The 16,037-nt window shown below is 72.0% G+C and carries 14 protein-coding genes; 2 read left to right on the top strand and 12 right to left on the bottom strand.

Features of this window, described 5'->3' with window-relative positions; all coding sequences use genetic code 11:
• Positions 1 to 56: 56 nt before the first annotated feature.
• The gene (locus FPT20_RS06340; protein ID WP_158863641.1) at positions 57 to 2,270 is read right to left on the bottom strand and encodes an ATP-dependent DNA helicase RecG; all 2,214 of its coding nucleotides are present in this window, start codon (positions 2,268 to 2,270) and stop codon (positions 57 to 59) included.
• A complete protein-coding gene (locus FPT20_RS06335; protein WP_158863639.1) occupies positions 2,267 to 3,007 on the bottom strand; it encodes a tetratricopeptide repeat protein in 741 nt (246 codons plus the stop codon). Before FPT20_RS06335 ends, FPT20_RS06340 begins: the two co-directional genes overlap by 4 nt.
• A 115-nt stretch (positions 3,008 to 3,122) precedes the next feature.
• Between FPT20_RS06335 and rsmD the strand changes: the two genes are divergently transcribed.
• A complete protein-coding gene (rsmD, locus tag FPT20_RS06330) occupies positions 3,123 to 3,686 on the top strand; it encodes a 16S rRNA (guanine(966)-N(2))-methyltransferase RsmD (RefSeq protein WP_158863637.1) in 564 nt (187 codons plus the stop codon).
• A 16-nt stretch (positions 3,687 to 3,702) separates the two neighbouring features.
• Here the strand turns inward: rsmD and thiL are convergent, their stop codons facing one another.
• On the bottom strand, positions 3,703 to 4,704 hold the full coding sequence (gene thiL, locus FPT20_RS06325; protein WP_158863635.1) for a thiamine-phosphate kinase: 1,002 nt from the start codon (positions 4,702 to 4,704) through the stop codon (positions 3,703 to 3,705).
• 26 nt (positions 4,705 to 4,730) lie between these two features.
• On the opposite strand from thiL, the gene FPT20_RS06320 reads away from it, so the two are divergent.
• Positions 4,731 to 5,243 carry a DUF3515 family protein gene (locus FPT20_RS06320; protein ID WP_158863633.1) on the top strand — a complete coding sequence of 171 codons (513 nt, stop codon included), beginning with the start codon at positions 4,731 to 4,733 and terminating at the stop codon, positions 5,241 to 5,243.
• An 18-nt stretch (positions 5,244 to 5,261) separates the two neighbouring features.
• Here FPT20_RS06320 and FPT20_RS06315 read toward each other — a convergent pair whose 3' ends face one another.
• From FPT20_RS06315 to FPT20_RS06275, 9 genes are all read right to left on the bottom strand, one after another.
• Positions 5,262 to 6,359, bottom strand: coding sequence for a D-alanine--D-alanine ligase family protein (locus tag FPT20_RS06315; RefSeq protein ID WP_158863631.1), 1,098 nt, complete (start codon positions 6,357 to 6,359; stop codon positions 5,262 to 5,264).
• A complete protein-coding gene (locus FPT20_RS06310) occupies positions 6,256 to 7,401 on the bottom strand; it encodes an NAD(P)H-dependent glycerol-3-phosphate dehydrogenase (RefSeq protein ID WP_199245693.1) in 1,146 nt (381 codons plus the stop codon). The genes FPT20_RS06315 and FPT20_RS06310 overlap by 104 nt, the downstream gene beginning before the upstream one ends.
• Positions 7,394 to 8,149 (bottom strand): lysophospholipid acyltransferase family protein, encoded by a 756-nt coding sequence (locus tag FPT20_RS06305; protein WP_158867884.1) that lies wholly within the window; start codon positions 8,147 to 8,149, stop codon positions 7,394 to 7,396. Before FPT20_RS06305 ends, FPT20_RS06310 begins: the two co-directional genes overlap by 8 nt.
• A gap of 107 nt (positions 8,150 to 8,256) precedes the next feature.
• Positions 8,257 to 9,627 (bottom strand): UDP-N-acetylglucosamine 1-carboxyvinyltransferase, encoded by a 1,371-nt coding sequence (gene murA / locus FPT20_RS06300; protein WP_158863629.1) that lies wholly within the window; start codon positions 9,625 to 9,627, stop codon positions 8,257 to 8,259.
• Positions 9,624 to 10,223 carry a 3-isopropylmalate dehydratase small subunit gene (gene leuD / locus FPT20_RS06295; protein ID WP_158863627.1) on the bottom strand — a complete coding sequence of 200 codons (600 nt, stop codon included), beginning with the start codon at positions 10,221 to 10,223 and terminating at the stop codon, positions 9,624 to 9,626. Before leuD ends, murA begins: the two co-directional genes overlap by 4 nt.
• Positions 10,223 to 11,734 (bottom strand): 3-isopropylmalate dehydratase large subunit, encoded by a 1,512-nt coding sequence (leuC, locus tag FPT20_RS06290; protein WP_158863625.1) that lies wholly within the window; start codon positions 11,732 to 11,734, stop codon positions 10,223 to 10,225. The genes leuD and leuC overlap by 1 nt, the downstream gene beginning before the upstream one ends.
• A gap of 151 nt (positions 11,735 to 11,885) precedes the next feature.
• Complete coding sequence (locus FPT20_RS06285) at positions 11,886 to 12,353, bottom strand: FHA domain-containing protein (RefSeq protein WP_158863623.1); 468 nt, start codon at positions 12,351 to 12,353, stop codon at positions 11,886 to 11,888.
• A 31-nt stretch (positions 12,354 to 12,384) separates the two neighbouring features.
• Positions 12,385 to 14,712, bottom strand: a complete 2,328-nt coding sequence (locus tag FPT20_RS06280; protein ID WP_158863621.1) for a transglutaminase-like domain-containing protein — start codon at positions 14,710 to 14,712, stop codon at positions 12,385 to 12,387.
• A complete protein-coding gene (locus FPT20_RS06275; protein WP_158863619.1) occupies positions 14,709 to 16,028 on the bottom strand; it encodes a DUF58 domain-containing protein in 1,320 nt (439 codons plus the stop codon). Before FPT20_RS06275 ends, FPT20_RS06280 begins: the two co-directional genes overlap by 4 nt.
• Positions 16,029 to 16,037: the final 9 nt, after the last annotated feature.

Raw genomic sequence — 16,037 nt, 5'->3', positions numbered from 1 at the left:
GTGAATCCGTTACCAAACGGTTTCCGCGGAGTGGCGCCGGGCCACCGGACCGAGGGCTAGGACTTGCCCAGGAAGGCCCGCTCGCTCTCGTCCAGTCGTCGCGCGAGGGCGGCGGCGAGGGCGGGGTGGCGCGCGAGGGCCGGATCGTCGGCGAGCGTCTCCTCGGCGGCGACGCGGGCCTCAGCGATCAGCTCGCCGTCCGTTGCGACGCGCAGAAGCCGGAGCGACGACCGCCCGCCGGACTGGCGGCTGCCGAGGACGTCTCCCTCGCGGCGGAGCTCGAGGTCGATCGTGGCGAGCTCGAACCCGTCGAGGGTGGCCGCGACGGCCTCGACCCGCTCCCTGGCGAGGCTCCCCTGCTCGGCGGCGGTGACGAGGAGGCACAGCCCGGGCACCTCCCCGCGGCCCACCCGGCCGCGCAGCTGGTGCAGCTGGGAGACGCCGAACCGGTCGGCGTCGAGGACGACCATCGCGGAGGCGTTGGGCACGTTGACACCGACCTCGATCACGGTGGTCGCCACCAGCAGGTCGATGCGGCCGTCGGCGAAGGAGCGCATCACCTCGTCCTTCTCCTCCGACGAGAGCCTCCCGTGCAGAACGCCGATGCGGGCCTCCGCGAAGAGCGGGTCGGCGCGGACCTGCGCGGCCACCGCCTCCACGGTCGCGAGGGGCCGCGTCGGCGCCGCCTGATCCTCGTCCGGTTCCGGCTCCTCGCCGTCGTCCTCCGCATCGGCGCCGGAGATGGCCGGGCAGACGACGAACACCTGCCGTCCCTTCGCGATCTCCTCGGCTGCGCGCTCCCAGATGCGCCGCTCCCAGCCGGGGCGGTCGGCCAGCGGCACGACGAAGCTCTCGATGCCCTGGCGACCCGCCGGGAGCTGCGCGATCGTCGAGACGTCGAGATCGCCGAAGACCGTCATGGCGACGGTGCGCGGGATCGGCGTGGCCGTCAGCACGAGGACGTGCGGCGGGGTGCCGCCCTTGGCGCGGAGCGCCTCCCGCTGCTCGACGCCGAAGCGGTGCTGCTCGTCGACGACGACGAGCCCGAGGTCGAAGAAGGTCACGGCGTCGCCGAGCAGGGCGTGCGTGCCCACGACGATCCGGGACTGCCCGGACACCGTCCGCAGGAGGGCGCGCTTCCTCTCGGCGGTCGAGAGCTGCCCGGTGAGGAGGGTCGGCATGAGCTGCGCGGAGAGGTCCGGCCCCAGCATGGCCGCTATGGACCGCAGGTGCTGGGCGGCGAGCACCTCCGTCGGTGCGAGCAGCGCCGACTGGCCGCCCGAGTCGGCGACGGCGAGCATCGCCCGGAGCGCGACGAGCGTCTTGCCCGAGCCCACCTCGCCCTGGACCAGCCGGTGCATGGCGGACGTGCCTGCGAGGTCGCGGGCGATCTCGCCTCCCACGACCGCCTGATCGTCGGTCAGCGCGAACGGCAATGCGGCGTCGAAGCGCTCGAGGAGCCCGCCGGGGACCGGGACGCGCGGCACGGCGGCGACGGCACGCGATGCGGCTCGCTGCTGCAGGAGCGCGGACTGGAGGATGAACGCCTCCTGGAAGCGGAGCGAGTCGCGCGCCCGCTGCCACTGGGCGTCCTTCTGGGGCCGGTGGATGGCCTCCAGGGCTTCGCGGAACGGGAGGAGCCCGCGCTCGACCACCACCGTGTCCGGGACCGGGTCGGGAGCGTCCGCCAGGGCGTCCAGCGCCAGCGCCACCGCCTTCTGGAGCTGCCAGCTCGCGACCGACGCCGTCGCCGGGTAGATCGGGATGGGCGTCAGCGCCCACTCCTTGGCGGCCGCGCTCCCGGGCGCCACGGCGTTCTCCGCATCGGGCTCGAAGAGCTCGTAGTCGGGGTGGGCGAGCTGGAGGGCGCCCCGGTAGGCCGACACCTTGCCGGCGAAGATCCCGCGGACCCCGGGCACGAGCTCCCTCGAGCGCCACGCCTGATTGAAGAAGGTCAGGGTGAGGATGCCCTGCCCGTCGGAGATCGTCACCTCGAGGATCGACCCGCGCCGGGCGCGCATGGGGCGCTCGCGCACCCGCAGGACCTCGGCGATGATCGTGACGTTCTCGTCGAGCGGGAGATCGGCCAGGGCGGTGAGCTCGCCCCGGCGGGCGTAGCGGCGCGGGTAGTGGCTGAGCAGGTCCCCGACCGTGCGCATCGCGAACGCCTTCTCGAACGCCGCCGCGGTGCGGCCGCCGAGGACGCCGGACAGCCGGCTGTCGAGCGTCACGCCGCCCCCGTCGGCCGGGGAGGCGGGAACGGAGGTCATGACTCGATCGTAGGCGTACCGTCCGTCAGAGACGCGAGCTCGGCCGCCACGTCGGGGTCGTCGGGCCGCTCCTCGGCGAGACGGCGTTGCAGAGCGGTGGCCGCATCGAGCTGTCCGAGTTCGCGCAGGCAGCGCGCGAGCGACCACCGGGCGGCGAACCGCTGATCCGCTGTCCCGAAACGCTCCGCCGCCTCCAGCGCCCGTTCGAACTCGGCCAGCGCGGCCGAGGGCTCACGGGCCTCGAACAGCGCCCAGCCGCGGTTGTTGTGCAGCACCACCGCCCACCGCCACGTGCGGTGGTCGCTCGTCGCCGCGAGGTCGGCGAACGCCTCCTCCGTCCACTGCTCCGAGCGTCCCGGGTCGGCGATCGCGAGCATGTGGGCGGCGTCCACCGCGAGGAAGGTCTCCTCCTCCCGGCGGGCGAGTGCGAGCGCTTCCTCGAACAGCGGGATCGCCTCCTCCGGCCGGCCCTCCGTGTTGCGGAGCCGGCCGCGTTCCAGGAGGATCCGGATCTGGAGGCGCCCCTGAGCGGGCTCGAGCGACTCGAGGAGGGCCTCCGCCTCCTCGAAACGCGCTTGCAGGCCGAGCGCCCTGGCGCGCTGCGTCTCCAGTTCGGCGCGCACGACCTCGGAGCGGCGGGGCTCGGCCGCGGCCATGGCGAAGCGCTCTGCGGAGGCCATCGGGTCGTCGAACCGCCAGAGCTCGTCGAGCTCGGACTGAGCGAGCTGATCCTCCATCCCCCCATTGTGTTGGGCGCCCGGCACTCGCGCTAGCGGCAGAGGTCCCTTTAGTGAATTTCTCTCAGTCTTCTTCGCGGGCACGCGCGGTCCCGGCGGTAGGCTCGGTGACGCCATGACCCGAATCGTCGCCGGCTACGCCGGATCGCTGAGGCTGCAGGTGCCGAGCTCGGGCACCCGCCCGACGAGCGACCGCGTCCGCGAGGCCGCGTTCTCCGCCCTGGAGGCGCGCGACGCACTGCACGGAGCGCGCGTCCTCGACCTGTACGCCGGCTCAGGGGCCCTCGGGCTCGAGGCGGCCAGCCGCGGCGCGGCATCCGTCGTGCTCGTCGAGAAGAACGCGGCCGCGGCGCAGGTGTGCCGGCGCAACGCTGCGGCAGTCACCCGCGCCGCGCGAGGCCATCCGCCGATCGTCGATGTCCGGGCCGCGACGGTGCAGAGTTATCTCAGCACGGCTCGGGGGCCCTTCGACCTCGTCTTCATCGACCCGCCCTACGACGTTCCGGACAGCGATCTGTTCGGGGTCCTCAGCGCGCTCGTCGCGCTGCTGGCCGACGACGCCCTCGTCTGCGTGGAGCGCAGCGCGCGAGACGCCGAGCCGTCCCTCCCCGACGGGCTCGACCTCGAGCGCCGGAAGGACTACGGCGAGACGGCGCTGTACTGGCTGCACGCCTCCTGACCGGCCGACCGAGGGGTCAGCCGCGCGCGCCGTCCCACTCCAGATACGGGTCCCATCCGCCGCGCTCATCGAAGAGCACGCCGCCGACATAAAGGCCTTCGCCCTCGCGCACCACGCCTACGCGCCGGAAGCCTCCCGGCAGCGGCGTCCCGGCCGGGAAGGCGGCGAACAGACCGTGATCCTCTCCGCCGGTGAGCGCCATCCGCGGATCGTCTCCGAGCGCGGCCGGGTCGATGTCGATCGCCACCCCGCTCGCTTCGGCCACCCTCCGGGCGTCGAGGGCGAGGCCGTCGCTCAGGTCGAGCATCGCCGTCGCGCCGGCCCTGGCGGCGCGAGGACCGTCGGCGACCGGGGGAACGGGCCGCAACTGCGCCGACACCAGCTCGGGATGCGCTGCGGCGACGACGGCGAACCGCTCCGCGTCCGGCTCGCCGCGCTCGTCGACCGCTCGCTCGAACAGGAGGCGCAGTCCGGCGCCCGCCGCGCCCAGCGGCCCGGAGACTGCCGCGACATCGCCCGGGCGCGCTCCGCTCCGGAGCACCGGGTCGCGCCCCTGCAGGTCACCGAAGGCGGTCACCGCGATCGTCAGCACCGGCGAGACCGACAGGTCGCCGCCCACGATGCCGCAACCGGGCGCGAGCAGTTCGCACGCCGAGCGGAAGCCGTCCGCGATCTCCTCCAGCGCGGACACCGGCAGCCCCGCCGGAGCGGCGATCGCCACGACGAGCGCCGTCGGGACGGCGCCCATGGCCGCAACGTCCGAGAGGTTGGTCGCCGCGGCCTTCCAGCCGAGATCCTCGGGGGTCGACCACGCGAGGCGGAAGTCCGGGCCGTGCACCATCATGTCCGTCGTGACGACGAACCGGCCGTCGGGCGCCGCCAGCACGGCCGCGTCGTCACCCGGGCCGACGATCGTCGCCGACGAGGCGGGGAGACGCGGGAAGATCCTGCGGAGCGCGTCGCGTTCCGAGGCCTCGCCGATGGTCGTCCCGGCGCCGGCGCTCCCAGAGTTTCCCATGACAGCAAACGGTAGCCTGAATCACTGTGTCCCATCGCCGCACCGTCCTCGCCGTCGTCCTCGCGGGTCTCGCGCTCGCGCTCAGCGGGTGCGCTCCGACCGTCACGCTCGACCCGGGCGCCCAGGCGAACGACCCGGGCTGCGCCGAGATCAGCGTGCGGCTGCCCGACACCGTGGCCGACAAGGCGAAGCGCGAGACCGACGCGCAGGCGACCGGCGCCTGGGGCGACCCCGCCGCCGTCATCCTGCGCTGCGGCGTCCCTCCCATCGGGCCGACGACGAAGCCGTGCATCGACGTCAACGGCATCGACTGGGTGCTCATGACCGACCCGGCCGCCAAGACGATCGTCTACCAGACGTTCGGCCGGCGGCCGGCGACCGAGGTGATCATCGACCACGTCGCCGGTGTGTCCGACGCGTCCGTGCTCCCGGAGTTCTCCAGCGCGATCGCCACGGTCAAGCAGACGCAGAAGTGCCTGTCGACGCTCGACACGACCGGTGGCGGGGCCGGGACGCCGACCCCGACGCCGTCTCGGTAGACGCGACCGGCCGGTGCGTCAGGCCGCCGCGCGGGCCAGGGCCACTTGGATGAGCTCGTCGATCAGGGCGGGGTAGCCGAGGCCCGACTCCTGCCAGCAGCGCGGGAACATCGAGATCGGGGTGAACCCCGGCATCGTGTTGATCTCGTTGACGACGAAGCCGTCCGCGGTCAGGAAGAAGTCGACGCGGGCGAGACCCTCGCCTCCGATCGCGTCGAACGCCCGGATGCCCAGCTGCTGCATCTGCGCCAGTTCGCCCTCCGAGAGCTCGGCGGGACAGACGAGCTCCACGCCCGGGGCGTCGAGGTACTTGGCGGCGAAGTCGTAGAAGTCGCGGCCGCTGAGGACGATCTCGCCGGCGACGGAGGCGCGCGACGGCTGGCCGGGACGGCCGCCGAGCACGGCGATCTCGACCTCCCGACCGGTCACCATGGACTCGATCAGCACACGGTCGTCCTCACGGAGCGCGGTCTCGACGGCGGAGCCGAGGTCGGACCACTCGGTGATCTTGGTCACGCCCACGCTGGATCCGGCCCTCGCGGGTTTGACGAAGGCGGGCAGCCCCAGCGCCTCGGCGGACGCACCGACGGCGTCGGGGTCGGTCCCCCATTCGTGGGCGGTGACCGTCACCCAGGGCGCCACGGGGATGCCCGCCTGCTGCAGGACGGTCTTGGTGAAGTGCTTGTCCATGCCGAGCGCGCTCGCCAGCACGCCGCTTCCGACATACGGCAGTCCGACCAGTTCGAGCATGCCCTGAAGAGTGCCGTCCTCCCCCCACGGGCCGTGAAGGATCGGGAAGACGATGTCGATCTCGCCCAGAGAGGACCGCGAACCGTCGGCCTCGATCACGGTGAGCTCACGGGACGCGGCGCTGTCCGGCCAGAGCACGCGGGTGCCGTTGTCGTCGACCTCGGGCAGCTTCTCGGCGTTGAGCGCGAACCGGGCGGCATCGTCCGGCTGCACCGTGAAAGCGCCGTCGTGGGTGATCCCGATCGGGATCACCCGGTAGCGGTCACGGTCGATCGCCGCGAGCACTCCCGCCGCCGTCGCGCAGCTGATCGAATGCTCGCTTGAGCGCCCTCCAAACAGAAGCGCGACCGTGACCGTGTCCGTCATCCAGTGTCCTTTCGCCTTGCGGCTCGTCCGAGTCGGTGGTGAGGTGAGGCGCGATGTCCTTCGGATCGAGCGTACCGGCCAGCACCTGGCTGACCTGCCGGACGATCGGCATCTCGACGCCGCGCGCCTCGGCCAGTCGCAGCACCGGCGCCACGGAGGCGAGCCCCTCCGCCGTCTGATTCATCTGCTTGACCACATCGGCGAACGCGTAGCCCTGGCCGAGGAGGCGCCCGGCCGTGTTGTTGCGGCTCAGCGACGACTCGCACGTCGCGATCAGGTCGCCCAGGCCGGCGAGCCCGGAGAGCGTCTGCGGCTCGGCGCCGTAAGCGACGGCGAAATCGGTCATCTCCACGAGGCCGCGCGTGATGATCGACGCCTTGGTGTTCTCGCCGTAGCCGACGCCGTCGACGATGCCGATGGCGACCGCGATCAGGTTCTTCAGGACGCCGCCGAACTCGGTGCCGATGACGTCGGTGTTCACGAAGCTCCGGAAGTACCGGTTGGTGGCCGCCATCGCGACGGCCTGCGCCGTCTCGAGGCTCACCGAGGACACGACGGCGGCGGTGGGCTGCTCGCGCGCGATCTCGAGGGCCAGGTTGGGCCCGGAGGCGACGGCGATGCGCTCCGCCTCGATCGGGAGGCCGGCGGCGATGACCTCGCTCATGCGGAGGCCCGTGCCCTTCTCGACGCCCTTCATGAGGCTCACGACGATCGTCTCGGGGCCGAGGAACGGCGTCATCGCCTCCAGGTTCGACCGGAGCGTCTGGCTCGGGATGGAGACGAAGACCTGCTCGGCGTCGCGCATCGCCTCCCCGAGCCGGTGCGTCGAGCGCAGGTTGCGCGGGAGATTGATGCCCTCGAGGTAGTCGCTGTTGCGCTTGACCTCGTTGATCTCCCGCGCCACCTCCGGGCGTCTCGCCCACAGCACGACCTCGGAGCCGCCGTCGGCCAGGATCTTCGCGAACGTGGTCCCCCAGCTGCCGGCGCCGAGCACGGCGACGCGGCGGGGACGGGCGGGCGGTGCCTTCACTGCTCTAGCCATCGAAGCGGCCGGTCTCCTTCTGGTTGTGCTCGGCCGGGTCCCAGCGCGGACGCGGCGCCTTCTCGGCGCGCAGGTCCTCGAGGAGGGCCGTGATGGCGTCCATGATCGCGGAGGTCGCCTCGCTGAGCGTCGCCGAGTCGAGGTTCCGCCCCTCGAACGCGGACAGGTCGACGGGGTCGCCCACCTTCACGTCGATGGTCTTGCGCGGGAACCAGCTGATCTTCTTGCCGTACCGCGGCAGCACCTGCTGGGTGCCCCAGTGGGCGATCGGGATCACCGGGATGCGGTGCTCGAGCGCCATGCGGGCGGCACCGGTCTTGCCGCGCATCGGCCAGAGGTCTGGGTCGCGTGTGAGCGAGCCCTCGGGGTAGATGATCACGATGCGGCCGTCGTCGATGATCTTCTGGGCGGCCTCCAGCGGCGCCGATCCGCGGGTCGCCCCCGCGCGCGACACCGGCACCTGACCGGAGCGGCGGAGGAACCAGCCGAGCACGGGCACGTGGAACAGGCTCTCCTTGGCGAGGAAGCGCGGGAGGCGCCCGAGCTTCCAGGAGACGATGCCGATCATCACCGGGTCGATCTCGCTGTAGTGGTTGGGCGCCAGGATGAGCGCGCCGCTCCGCGGCATCTTCTCACCGTCGACGACCCGGAACCGCGCGAGCAGCGACCCGAGCGGCAGGATGAGCGCGGCGAGCACCCAGAACACGGAGGGTCGGCTCCGTTCGGAATGCGGACGCTTCACGGGCACGGACTCAGCGGGATGGGACACCAGACCATTATCGGTGACGGGGCATGCCGTCGGCGGCAAGCCCGCCGAGGGGACCGCAGTCGCCGCGGCGACTGCGGCGCCTCGCGTCAAGCGATCAGCGTGAAGTCCGCACCGAGCTGCTCGAGCTTCGTGATGAAGTTCTCATAGCCGCGGCTGATGATGCCGACATTGCTGACGGTCGATTGCCCCTCCGCGGTCAGCGCCGCGATGAGGTGGCTGAAGCCGCCGCGGAGGTCCGGGACCTCGATGTCGGCGCCCGTGAGCTCCACCGGTCCCATGATCACGGCCGAGTGGTTGAAGTTCCGCTGGCCGAACCGGCAGTCGTGCCCGCCGAGGCACTCCTTGTGCACCTGGATCTTGGCGCCCATGTCGATGAGGGCGTCGACGAAGCCGAACCGCTGCTCGTAGACCGTCTCGTGGACGATCGACACGCCCTCGGCCTTGGTGAGCGCGACGACCAGCGGCTGCTGCCAGTCGGTCATGAAGCCCGGGTGGACGTCGGTCTCGATGACGACCGGCTTGAGCGGACCGCCCGGGTGGAAGAACCGGATGCCGTCGTCGTGGATCTCGAACGCGCCTCCGACCTTGCGGTAGACGTTGAGGAAGGTCAGCATCTCGGGCTGGCGCGCGCCGCCGACGTAGATGTCGCCGTGGGTGGCGAGCGCTGCAGCGGCCCAGCTGGCGGCCTCGTTGCGGTCGAAGAGCGCCGTGTGGCTGTAGCCCACCAGCTTGTCCACGCCCTCGATGCGGATCACGCGGTCGGTGTCGACCGAGATGATCGCGCCCATCTTCTGCAGGACGTTGATGAGATCCATGATCTCGGGCTCGATCGCCGCGCCCTTGAGCTCGGTGATCCCCTCCGCGCGGACGGCCGTGAGGAGCACCTGCTCCGTCGCCCCGACGCTCGGGTACGGCAGCTCGAGCTTCGCTCCGTGCAGGCCGTTCGGGGCCGTCATGCGGATGCCGGTCGGCAGCTTGTCGACGACGGCGCCGAACTTGCGGAGGACCTCGAGGTGGTAGTCGATCGGCCGGTCGCCGATGCGGCAGCCGCCGAGGTCGGGGATGAACGCCTCGCCGAGGCGGTGCAGCAGCGGCCCGCAGAACAGGATCGGGATGCGGCTCGAGCCGGCGTGGGCGTCGATGTCGGCCATGTGCGCCGACTCGACCGCGCTCGGGTCGAGGAGGAGCTCGCCCTCCTCCGCGCCGTTCGTGACCTTCACGCCGTGGACCTCGAGGAGCCCTCGGACGACGCGCACGTCGCTGATGTCGGGGACGTTCCGCAGGACGCTCGGGCCTTCGCCGAGGATCGCGGCGACCATGGCCTTGGTGACGAAGTTCTTGGCGCCGCGGACCTCGATGCGGCCCCGGAGCGGGATTCCGCCGTTGATCGTGATGCGGTCGCCCTTGAGGCCGACGCGCGCTCCAGCTGCCTGGGCGTCCTGAAGGAGTGAGTTCAAAGTTTCACCGGGAGGGTCGTGGGCCGCCAGCTCGCGCGGCCGCTTTCGTATTCGGAGATGCGCGCCTCGTCGCGCAGGGTCAGAGCGATGTCGTCCAACCCTTCGAGCAAACGCCAGCGAGTGTAGTCGTCGATGTCGAAAGACACCTGGACCGCACCGACCGTCGCAGTCTTGGCAACCAGGTCGACCGTCGCGGGTATTCCCGGCTCGGCCTCGATGGCCTCCCAGAGACGCTCGGCGTCCTCCTCGGAGATCTGACCGGTGAGGAGGCCCTGCTTTCCGGAGTTTCCCCGGAAGATGTCGGCGAACCGCGGGCTGAGCACCACGCGGAAGCCGTAATCGCGGAGCGCCCAGACGGCGTGCTCGCGGGAGGATCCGGTTCCGAAGTCGGGACCGGCGACGAGGACGGTCGCACCCTGGTACGGCTCCTGGTTCAGGATGAAGTCCGGATCCTTCCGCCACTCGTGGAAGAGCGCGTCGTCGAAGCCCGTCTTGGTGACGCGCTTGAGGAACACCGCCGGGATGATCTGGTCGGTGTCGACATCGGAGCGGCGCAGCGGGACGGCGACGCCGGTGACGGTCTCGAACTTCTCCATCAGGCGCCCACCTTCTCTCCGATGCGGCTGTCGGTGCCGCCGCTGCGCGGCGTGTCGTCGCCTTCGTCGTGCTCGAGGTCCCACGGGCTCGACAGCGTTCCGCGGATGGCCGTCGCCGCCGCGACCAGCGGCGACACCAGGTGCGTCCGTCCTCCCTTGCCCTGCCGCCCCTCGAAGTTGCGGTTCGAGGTGGAGGCGCACCGCTCCCCCGGCGCGAGCTGGTCGGGGTTCATGCCCAGGCACATCGAGCACCCGGCGAACCGCCACTCGGCGCCGAACTCCTCGACGATCTTGTCGATGCCCTCCGCCTCTGCCTCGATGCGGACGCGAGCGCTGCCCGGCACCACCATGACGCGGACGCCGTCGGCCTTCTTGCGCCCCTTGATGACGGAGGCGAAGGCGCGGAGGTCCTCGATGCGGCTGTTGGTGCAGGAGCCCATGAACACGGCGTCGACCGGGATGCTCTTCATGGGCGTGCCCGGCTCGAGGTCCATGTACTGGAGAGCGCGTTCGGCGGCGGCCCGCGCGTTCGGATCGGCGTACGATGCGGGGTCCGGTACGGACTGGCTGAGCGATACGCCCTGGCCCGGGTTGGTCCCCCAGGTCACGAAGGGCTCGATCTCGGCGGCGTCGAGGTAGACCTCGGCGTCGAACACGGCGTCGTCGTCGGTCTGCAGCGTCTTCCAGTACGCGACCGCCTCGTCCCAGTCGGAGCCCTCGGGGGCGTGCGGACGGCCCTTCAGGTAGGCGAAGGTGGTCTCGTCCGGAGCGACCATGCCCGCGCGGGCGCCCGCCTCGATGGACATGTTGCAGATCGTCATCCGCCCCTCCATCGAGAGGGCGCGGATCGCGCTGCCGCGGTACTCGAGCACGTAGCCCTGACCGCCTCCCGTGCCGATCTTGGCGATCACGGCCAGGATGATGTCCTTCGCGGTGACCCCGGGGCGCAGGTCGCCCTCGACGGTGATGGCCATCGTCTTGAACGGCTTCAGCGGCAGGGTCTGGGTGGCGAGCACGTGCTCGACCTCGCTCGTCCCGATGCCGAAGGCCATCGCGCCGAACGCCCCGTGGGTGGAGGTGTGCGAGTCGCCGCACACGACGGTGATGCCCGGCATGGTGAGGCCCAGCTGCGGGCCGACGACGTGGACGATCCCCTGCTCGACGTCGCCGAGCGAGTGGAGGCGGATGCCGAACTCCTCGGCATTGCGGCGCAGGGTCTCGATCTGGGTGCGGCTCGTGAGGTCGGCGATCGGACGGTCGATGCCGATGGTCGGCGTGTTGTGGTCCTCGGTGGCGATGGTCAGGTCGGGCCGGCGGACGGGACGGCCGGCCATGCGGAGGCCGTCGAACGCCTGCGGGCTCGTGACCTCATGGACGAGGTGGAGATCGATGTAGATGAGGTCGGGCGAGCCGTCCTCGCCCTTGACGACGAGGTGGTCGCGCCACACCTTCTCGGCGAGGGTCAGCGGTCGCCGGTCGGCCTGCTCGGCGGACGGGTCAGCGGTGGTCATGTCAGTGGATCTCCTAGCGTGCGAAACGGAACAGCCGTCGACGTGACTCCGCGGCGAGGGTGGCCTGAGAACTAGGACTCGCCGCGGCGGCTAAGGAGGAGGAGACCGGTGCACATCGAGCCCAGGATATCACCCGGCCATCCTGCGGCGATCAGGCTCGCTCGGCGACGATCCGGAAGTCGCCGAGCGTCAGCTCCGCGCCATCGGGGACAACGGTCGCCACGCCGGGTTCCGCCGGGACGCCCGCCACGCGCACGCCGTTCGTCGAGTGCAGGTCGGTCACGGTGAGTCCGTCTCCGGCGAGGTCGAGCTCGGCGTGGGTCTTCGACACCGTCGAGGCGGGATCGTCGACGGCGACGAGCTCCGCACGGGCCACGCCCGGCGGGAGCGCCGGGTTGCGGCCGAGCAGCACCGTTCCCCCGACGGTCAGGCGTCGACCCCCGGGCAGCGTCAGGCGCCAGACCGGGCGCTGCGGCGACGGTGCGGGCGCCGGGGCCGCGAAGGCGGGCAACTCGCGGCCCGGCACGATGAGCGGCCGGGGCGGCGCCGCGTCGGCACCCGGGTCGGAGCGCGGCGGTATGAGCCCCGGCGGGGGCACGATGTAGCCCGGTTCCTCCACGACGCCCACTATACGGACGCGGTCGCACCCGTCAGCGACGCCGTGACCGGGAGTAGCGGAACGCGGCCAGTCGGCTGCGCAGCGGGCCGGCCGCGGCGGTCGCGCCGGAGAGCGCTGCGGCGACGGCCGACCAGACGTTCCCCACGCGGTCCTCGCCGACCACGGATCCGTCGAAGACGGCCGCGTCGACCTCCCGCGCGATGGTCGCCAGGCCGCCCTCGGGCACGGGGAGGGACTGCTGCGCCGATTGCGCCTCCAGTGCGGCCGCCGTCTGGAGGCGCGTCGCCCGGCGGGGCAGGTCGAGCCCGAGCTCGGCGTACCCGTCGGCGAGTTCTTCCCACGCTCCGGCCGCCCGCCGGTCGGGGGGTCCGGTCGACAGACGACGGCGACGGCGACGGCGCTTCAGCAGTCCGACGATCAGCAGCGGCACGAAGTACAGGAGCAGAGGGATGCCGACGACCCCGAGCGCGGCCCAGACCCAGCCCGGGAGCGAGAAGCCGTGCTGAGGCTGCTTGCGCTCGGTGTCCTTCGTCTTCACGGGCGTGAGCAGTTCGTCCGCCTTGGGGTCGGCGGGCGGCGGCTGGCGCACCTGAGGCTGCGGCTCGAGCTTGGGCTTCGTCGTCTGGTTCTTCGGGGCGTCGGTCTTGGTGGGGGTCGGGAAGAACGGCACCCAGCCGACGCCGCTGAAGGCCACCTCGTCCCACGCGGTGACGTCGTTCCCGGTGACCGCGGTCGTCGCGCCGGTCGCCTTCGGGGCGAACCCCATCACCACGCGAACCGGGTATCCGAGCCGGCGGGCCATCAGGGCGAACGCGCTCGCGTACTGCTCCTGGTCGCCGACCATGGGCGAGGTCGTGAGCAGGTCGGTCATGCGGTCCGCGCCCTCGCCGGCGCGCGACGGGACGGGATCGGAGGCGCGGCCGTGGCTGAGGTAGCCGAGCGATTTGAGCGAGCGCTCGATGTTCCGGAGCTTCTGGATCGCCGTCGACGAGCTGCCCGCGTATTCGACGGCCTTCGCTGAGACCACGTCGGGCACGTTGCGCACCGGCGGCAGGGCGATCGTCGCGGGCGGGACCTTCGCTAGCGCACTGTCCTTCGGGATCTCCTGAGCCGTGGCCGCGATGGTGTAGCGGAGCCCCTTCCGGACGCCCGTGGTGACCGCCGTCGTCCCGGTCGCCGTGTTCACGCGCACCGCCGCGGCGGGGTCCGAGCCCGGATGCGCGCCGAAGTCGAGACGGCTGAGGTAGCCGAGCGTGGGCAGCCACACATCCGAGTACGCGGCGATGTCGACGGTCGCGCTCGTGGAGGCGCCTGCCGAGAACAGAGGCGGCCGCGGTATCGTGCTGCCGAGCAGCTCGAAGGCCCCCGACGCGTCCCGGTCGCTCCCCGGAGCCGCGACCGACCACACGACGCCGTCGTAGCTGTCCATGGTGGCGAGCCGGATCACCTGGCCCGGCTGCAGCCCCTCGACCGTGAAGAGCTCCGTCTTCTGGAGGTCCTTCGTGTACTTCCGGAACCCGGCGAGCGGGCTCGGGTAGTCCAGCGGGTCGAACGGCGGCGTGATCTCGTCGCGCAGGACCAGCCGCGCGGCGGGCGTGGGGCCGAGAAGGGTGCCGGCCAAGGCTCCGACCAGGACCGCACCCACGACGACCGTCGCGGCACCGAGCACCCGGCTCCGCCGCACCGCCGGATCGGCGCCGAGGCGGTCGCGCGCGGATCGAGCGCGCCTCCAGGAGAGCCAGACGATGGCGATGACGCCGAAGGCGACCCCGCGGATCCCCGCGTAGAACGAGTCCCGGGTGCCGAGGAGGATCGCCGCGAGGAGGAGGAGAACAGGCCCGGTCAGGAGCGCTGCCGGGGGCCACACGGACGACCGCCTGACCTGCGGGAGCCAGCGGACCGCGAGCGAGATCGTGACGAGCGACACGAGCCAGCCCGCGACGTACGGCACGACCGCCAGGGAGGGAGGCGCCTCCAGCGGGGCCCGCAGCGTCACCGAGTCCGACCATCCGAAGACGGCGCCGACCATGAGGTCCGAGAGGCTGTCGAGCGACGGCAGCACGCCGAAGAGTGCCAGGCCCGGCAGAGCGATCGGGGTCCCGGCGAGGATGTACGCGGCGAGGCCGACCACCGCCGTGACCGGCCACGAGATGCGGAGCAGCCGGCAGAGCACCGCCACGCCGCCTCCCACCACGGTCCCGCCGACCGCGGCCGTGACGAAGCCGAGATGACCGAAGGCGGGCTCCAGACCGGCGATCGCGAGGAGGATGAGCGCACTGAGCACCGCCACATCGATCCAGGTCGTGCGTCCCAGCCGGTCGAAGAGCGGCTCGGACCGGCTCGCGGCCGCGGCCGTCACCGTGCCGCCCTCTTGAGCAGGGTGGGAAGCTCGGACAGGGTCGACACCGTGATCAGGGTCGTCCTGCCGAGACGGGACAGCCGTGGCTCACCCGCCGTGTCGACGCGGACCGTGATGGTGTCGGTGTCCGTCCCCCAGAGCGCAGCAGCGGCGCGAAGCTCGGGCGTCTCCACGCGCGAGCCGGTGACCGTGATGGCAAGGCTCGGCGCCTCCATCCGGAGGCTCGCCTGACGCAGGAACTCGCGGAGTGCGGGATGGCGTCCCTCCACCGGGGAGATGCGGCAGGAGTCGTCGAGCAGGGCGGTCGGGGTGTCGACGCGCATCGGCCCTCCCTGCCAGACCGCGCGGACCTGGGTCTCCTCGCGGACGACGTGCACGGCGATGGAGGCGACGACGGAGACGCCGAGCTCGAACTCCTCGGTGCCGGCGAAGTGATCCTGCTCGGCGTCGAATGTCAGCAGGAGCTGTGACCGGCGGGTCTCCTGGTACTGGCGGACCATCAGCTGGCCGGTCCGCGCCGAGGTGCGCCAATGCACGTTCCGGATGTCGTCGCCGGGCTCGTACGTGCGGAGCGCGTGGAAGGCCAGATCGCTGTCGGTGATCACCTTCGTGGTCTGGCCTTCGAGGTCGCGGACGAGGCCGCGCGCCGTGGCCGCGAGGCGGACCGTGCGCGGGTGCACGAACAGCTCGACCTGGTCGGTCCAGCGCGTCGTCCGGCGCAGGAGGCCGAGCTGATCGCCGCGGACGGAGATCGCCGGCCCCGCGAGGATCAGGGCGCGACGCTCGGTGGGGACCGCGAAGAGCTCCTCGGTCCCGGCCCCGGGCACGAGCCGGGGAATAGCGAAGGCGGCCTCGCCCTCGCCGACCGGCAGCTCCATCCGCGTCGGGAGGACCGGGCGGGCGCCGTCGTTCGTCACGGAGAGCCGGCCGAGTGCCCGCTCCCCCGCGACGACCCTCCTCGGTTCTAGGTCGATCGTGACGTCGTAGGTGGACCGCCCGAAGACGAACGCCGTCGCGATCGCGAGGGCGCCCAGCAGCGTCGCGCCGAGGAAGGCGAACTCGGCCCAGCCCAGCGCGACCGCGAGGAGGATGGACACCGCCGCGCCCCCCACGGCGATCCAGCCCAGGCCGCTGACCACCCGGAGCGACGGCCGGAGCGCCGACGCCGCCCACCGCCGAGCGGGCGCTGCGATCCGCCCAGCGCCGCGCAGTCCCGCGCCGCCGAGCCCGGCGAGCTGAGTCAACGCGATGCGGGCCTGATCGGCCGGCGTGGCGCGTCGGCGGCGCCCGCGAGCCCCGGATGTCTGGGTGGTCATGACCGGTTC

This window comes from Leifsonia sp. AG29, from assembly GCF_009765225.1.
Taxonomy (GTDB): Bacteria; Actinomycetota; Actinomycetes; order Actinomycetales; family Microbacteriaceae; genus Leifsonia.
Note: the sequence above shows the minus strand (reverse complement) of the source record. Positions and strands in the feature narration are given on the sequence as shown.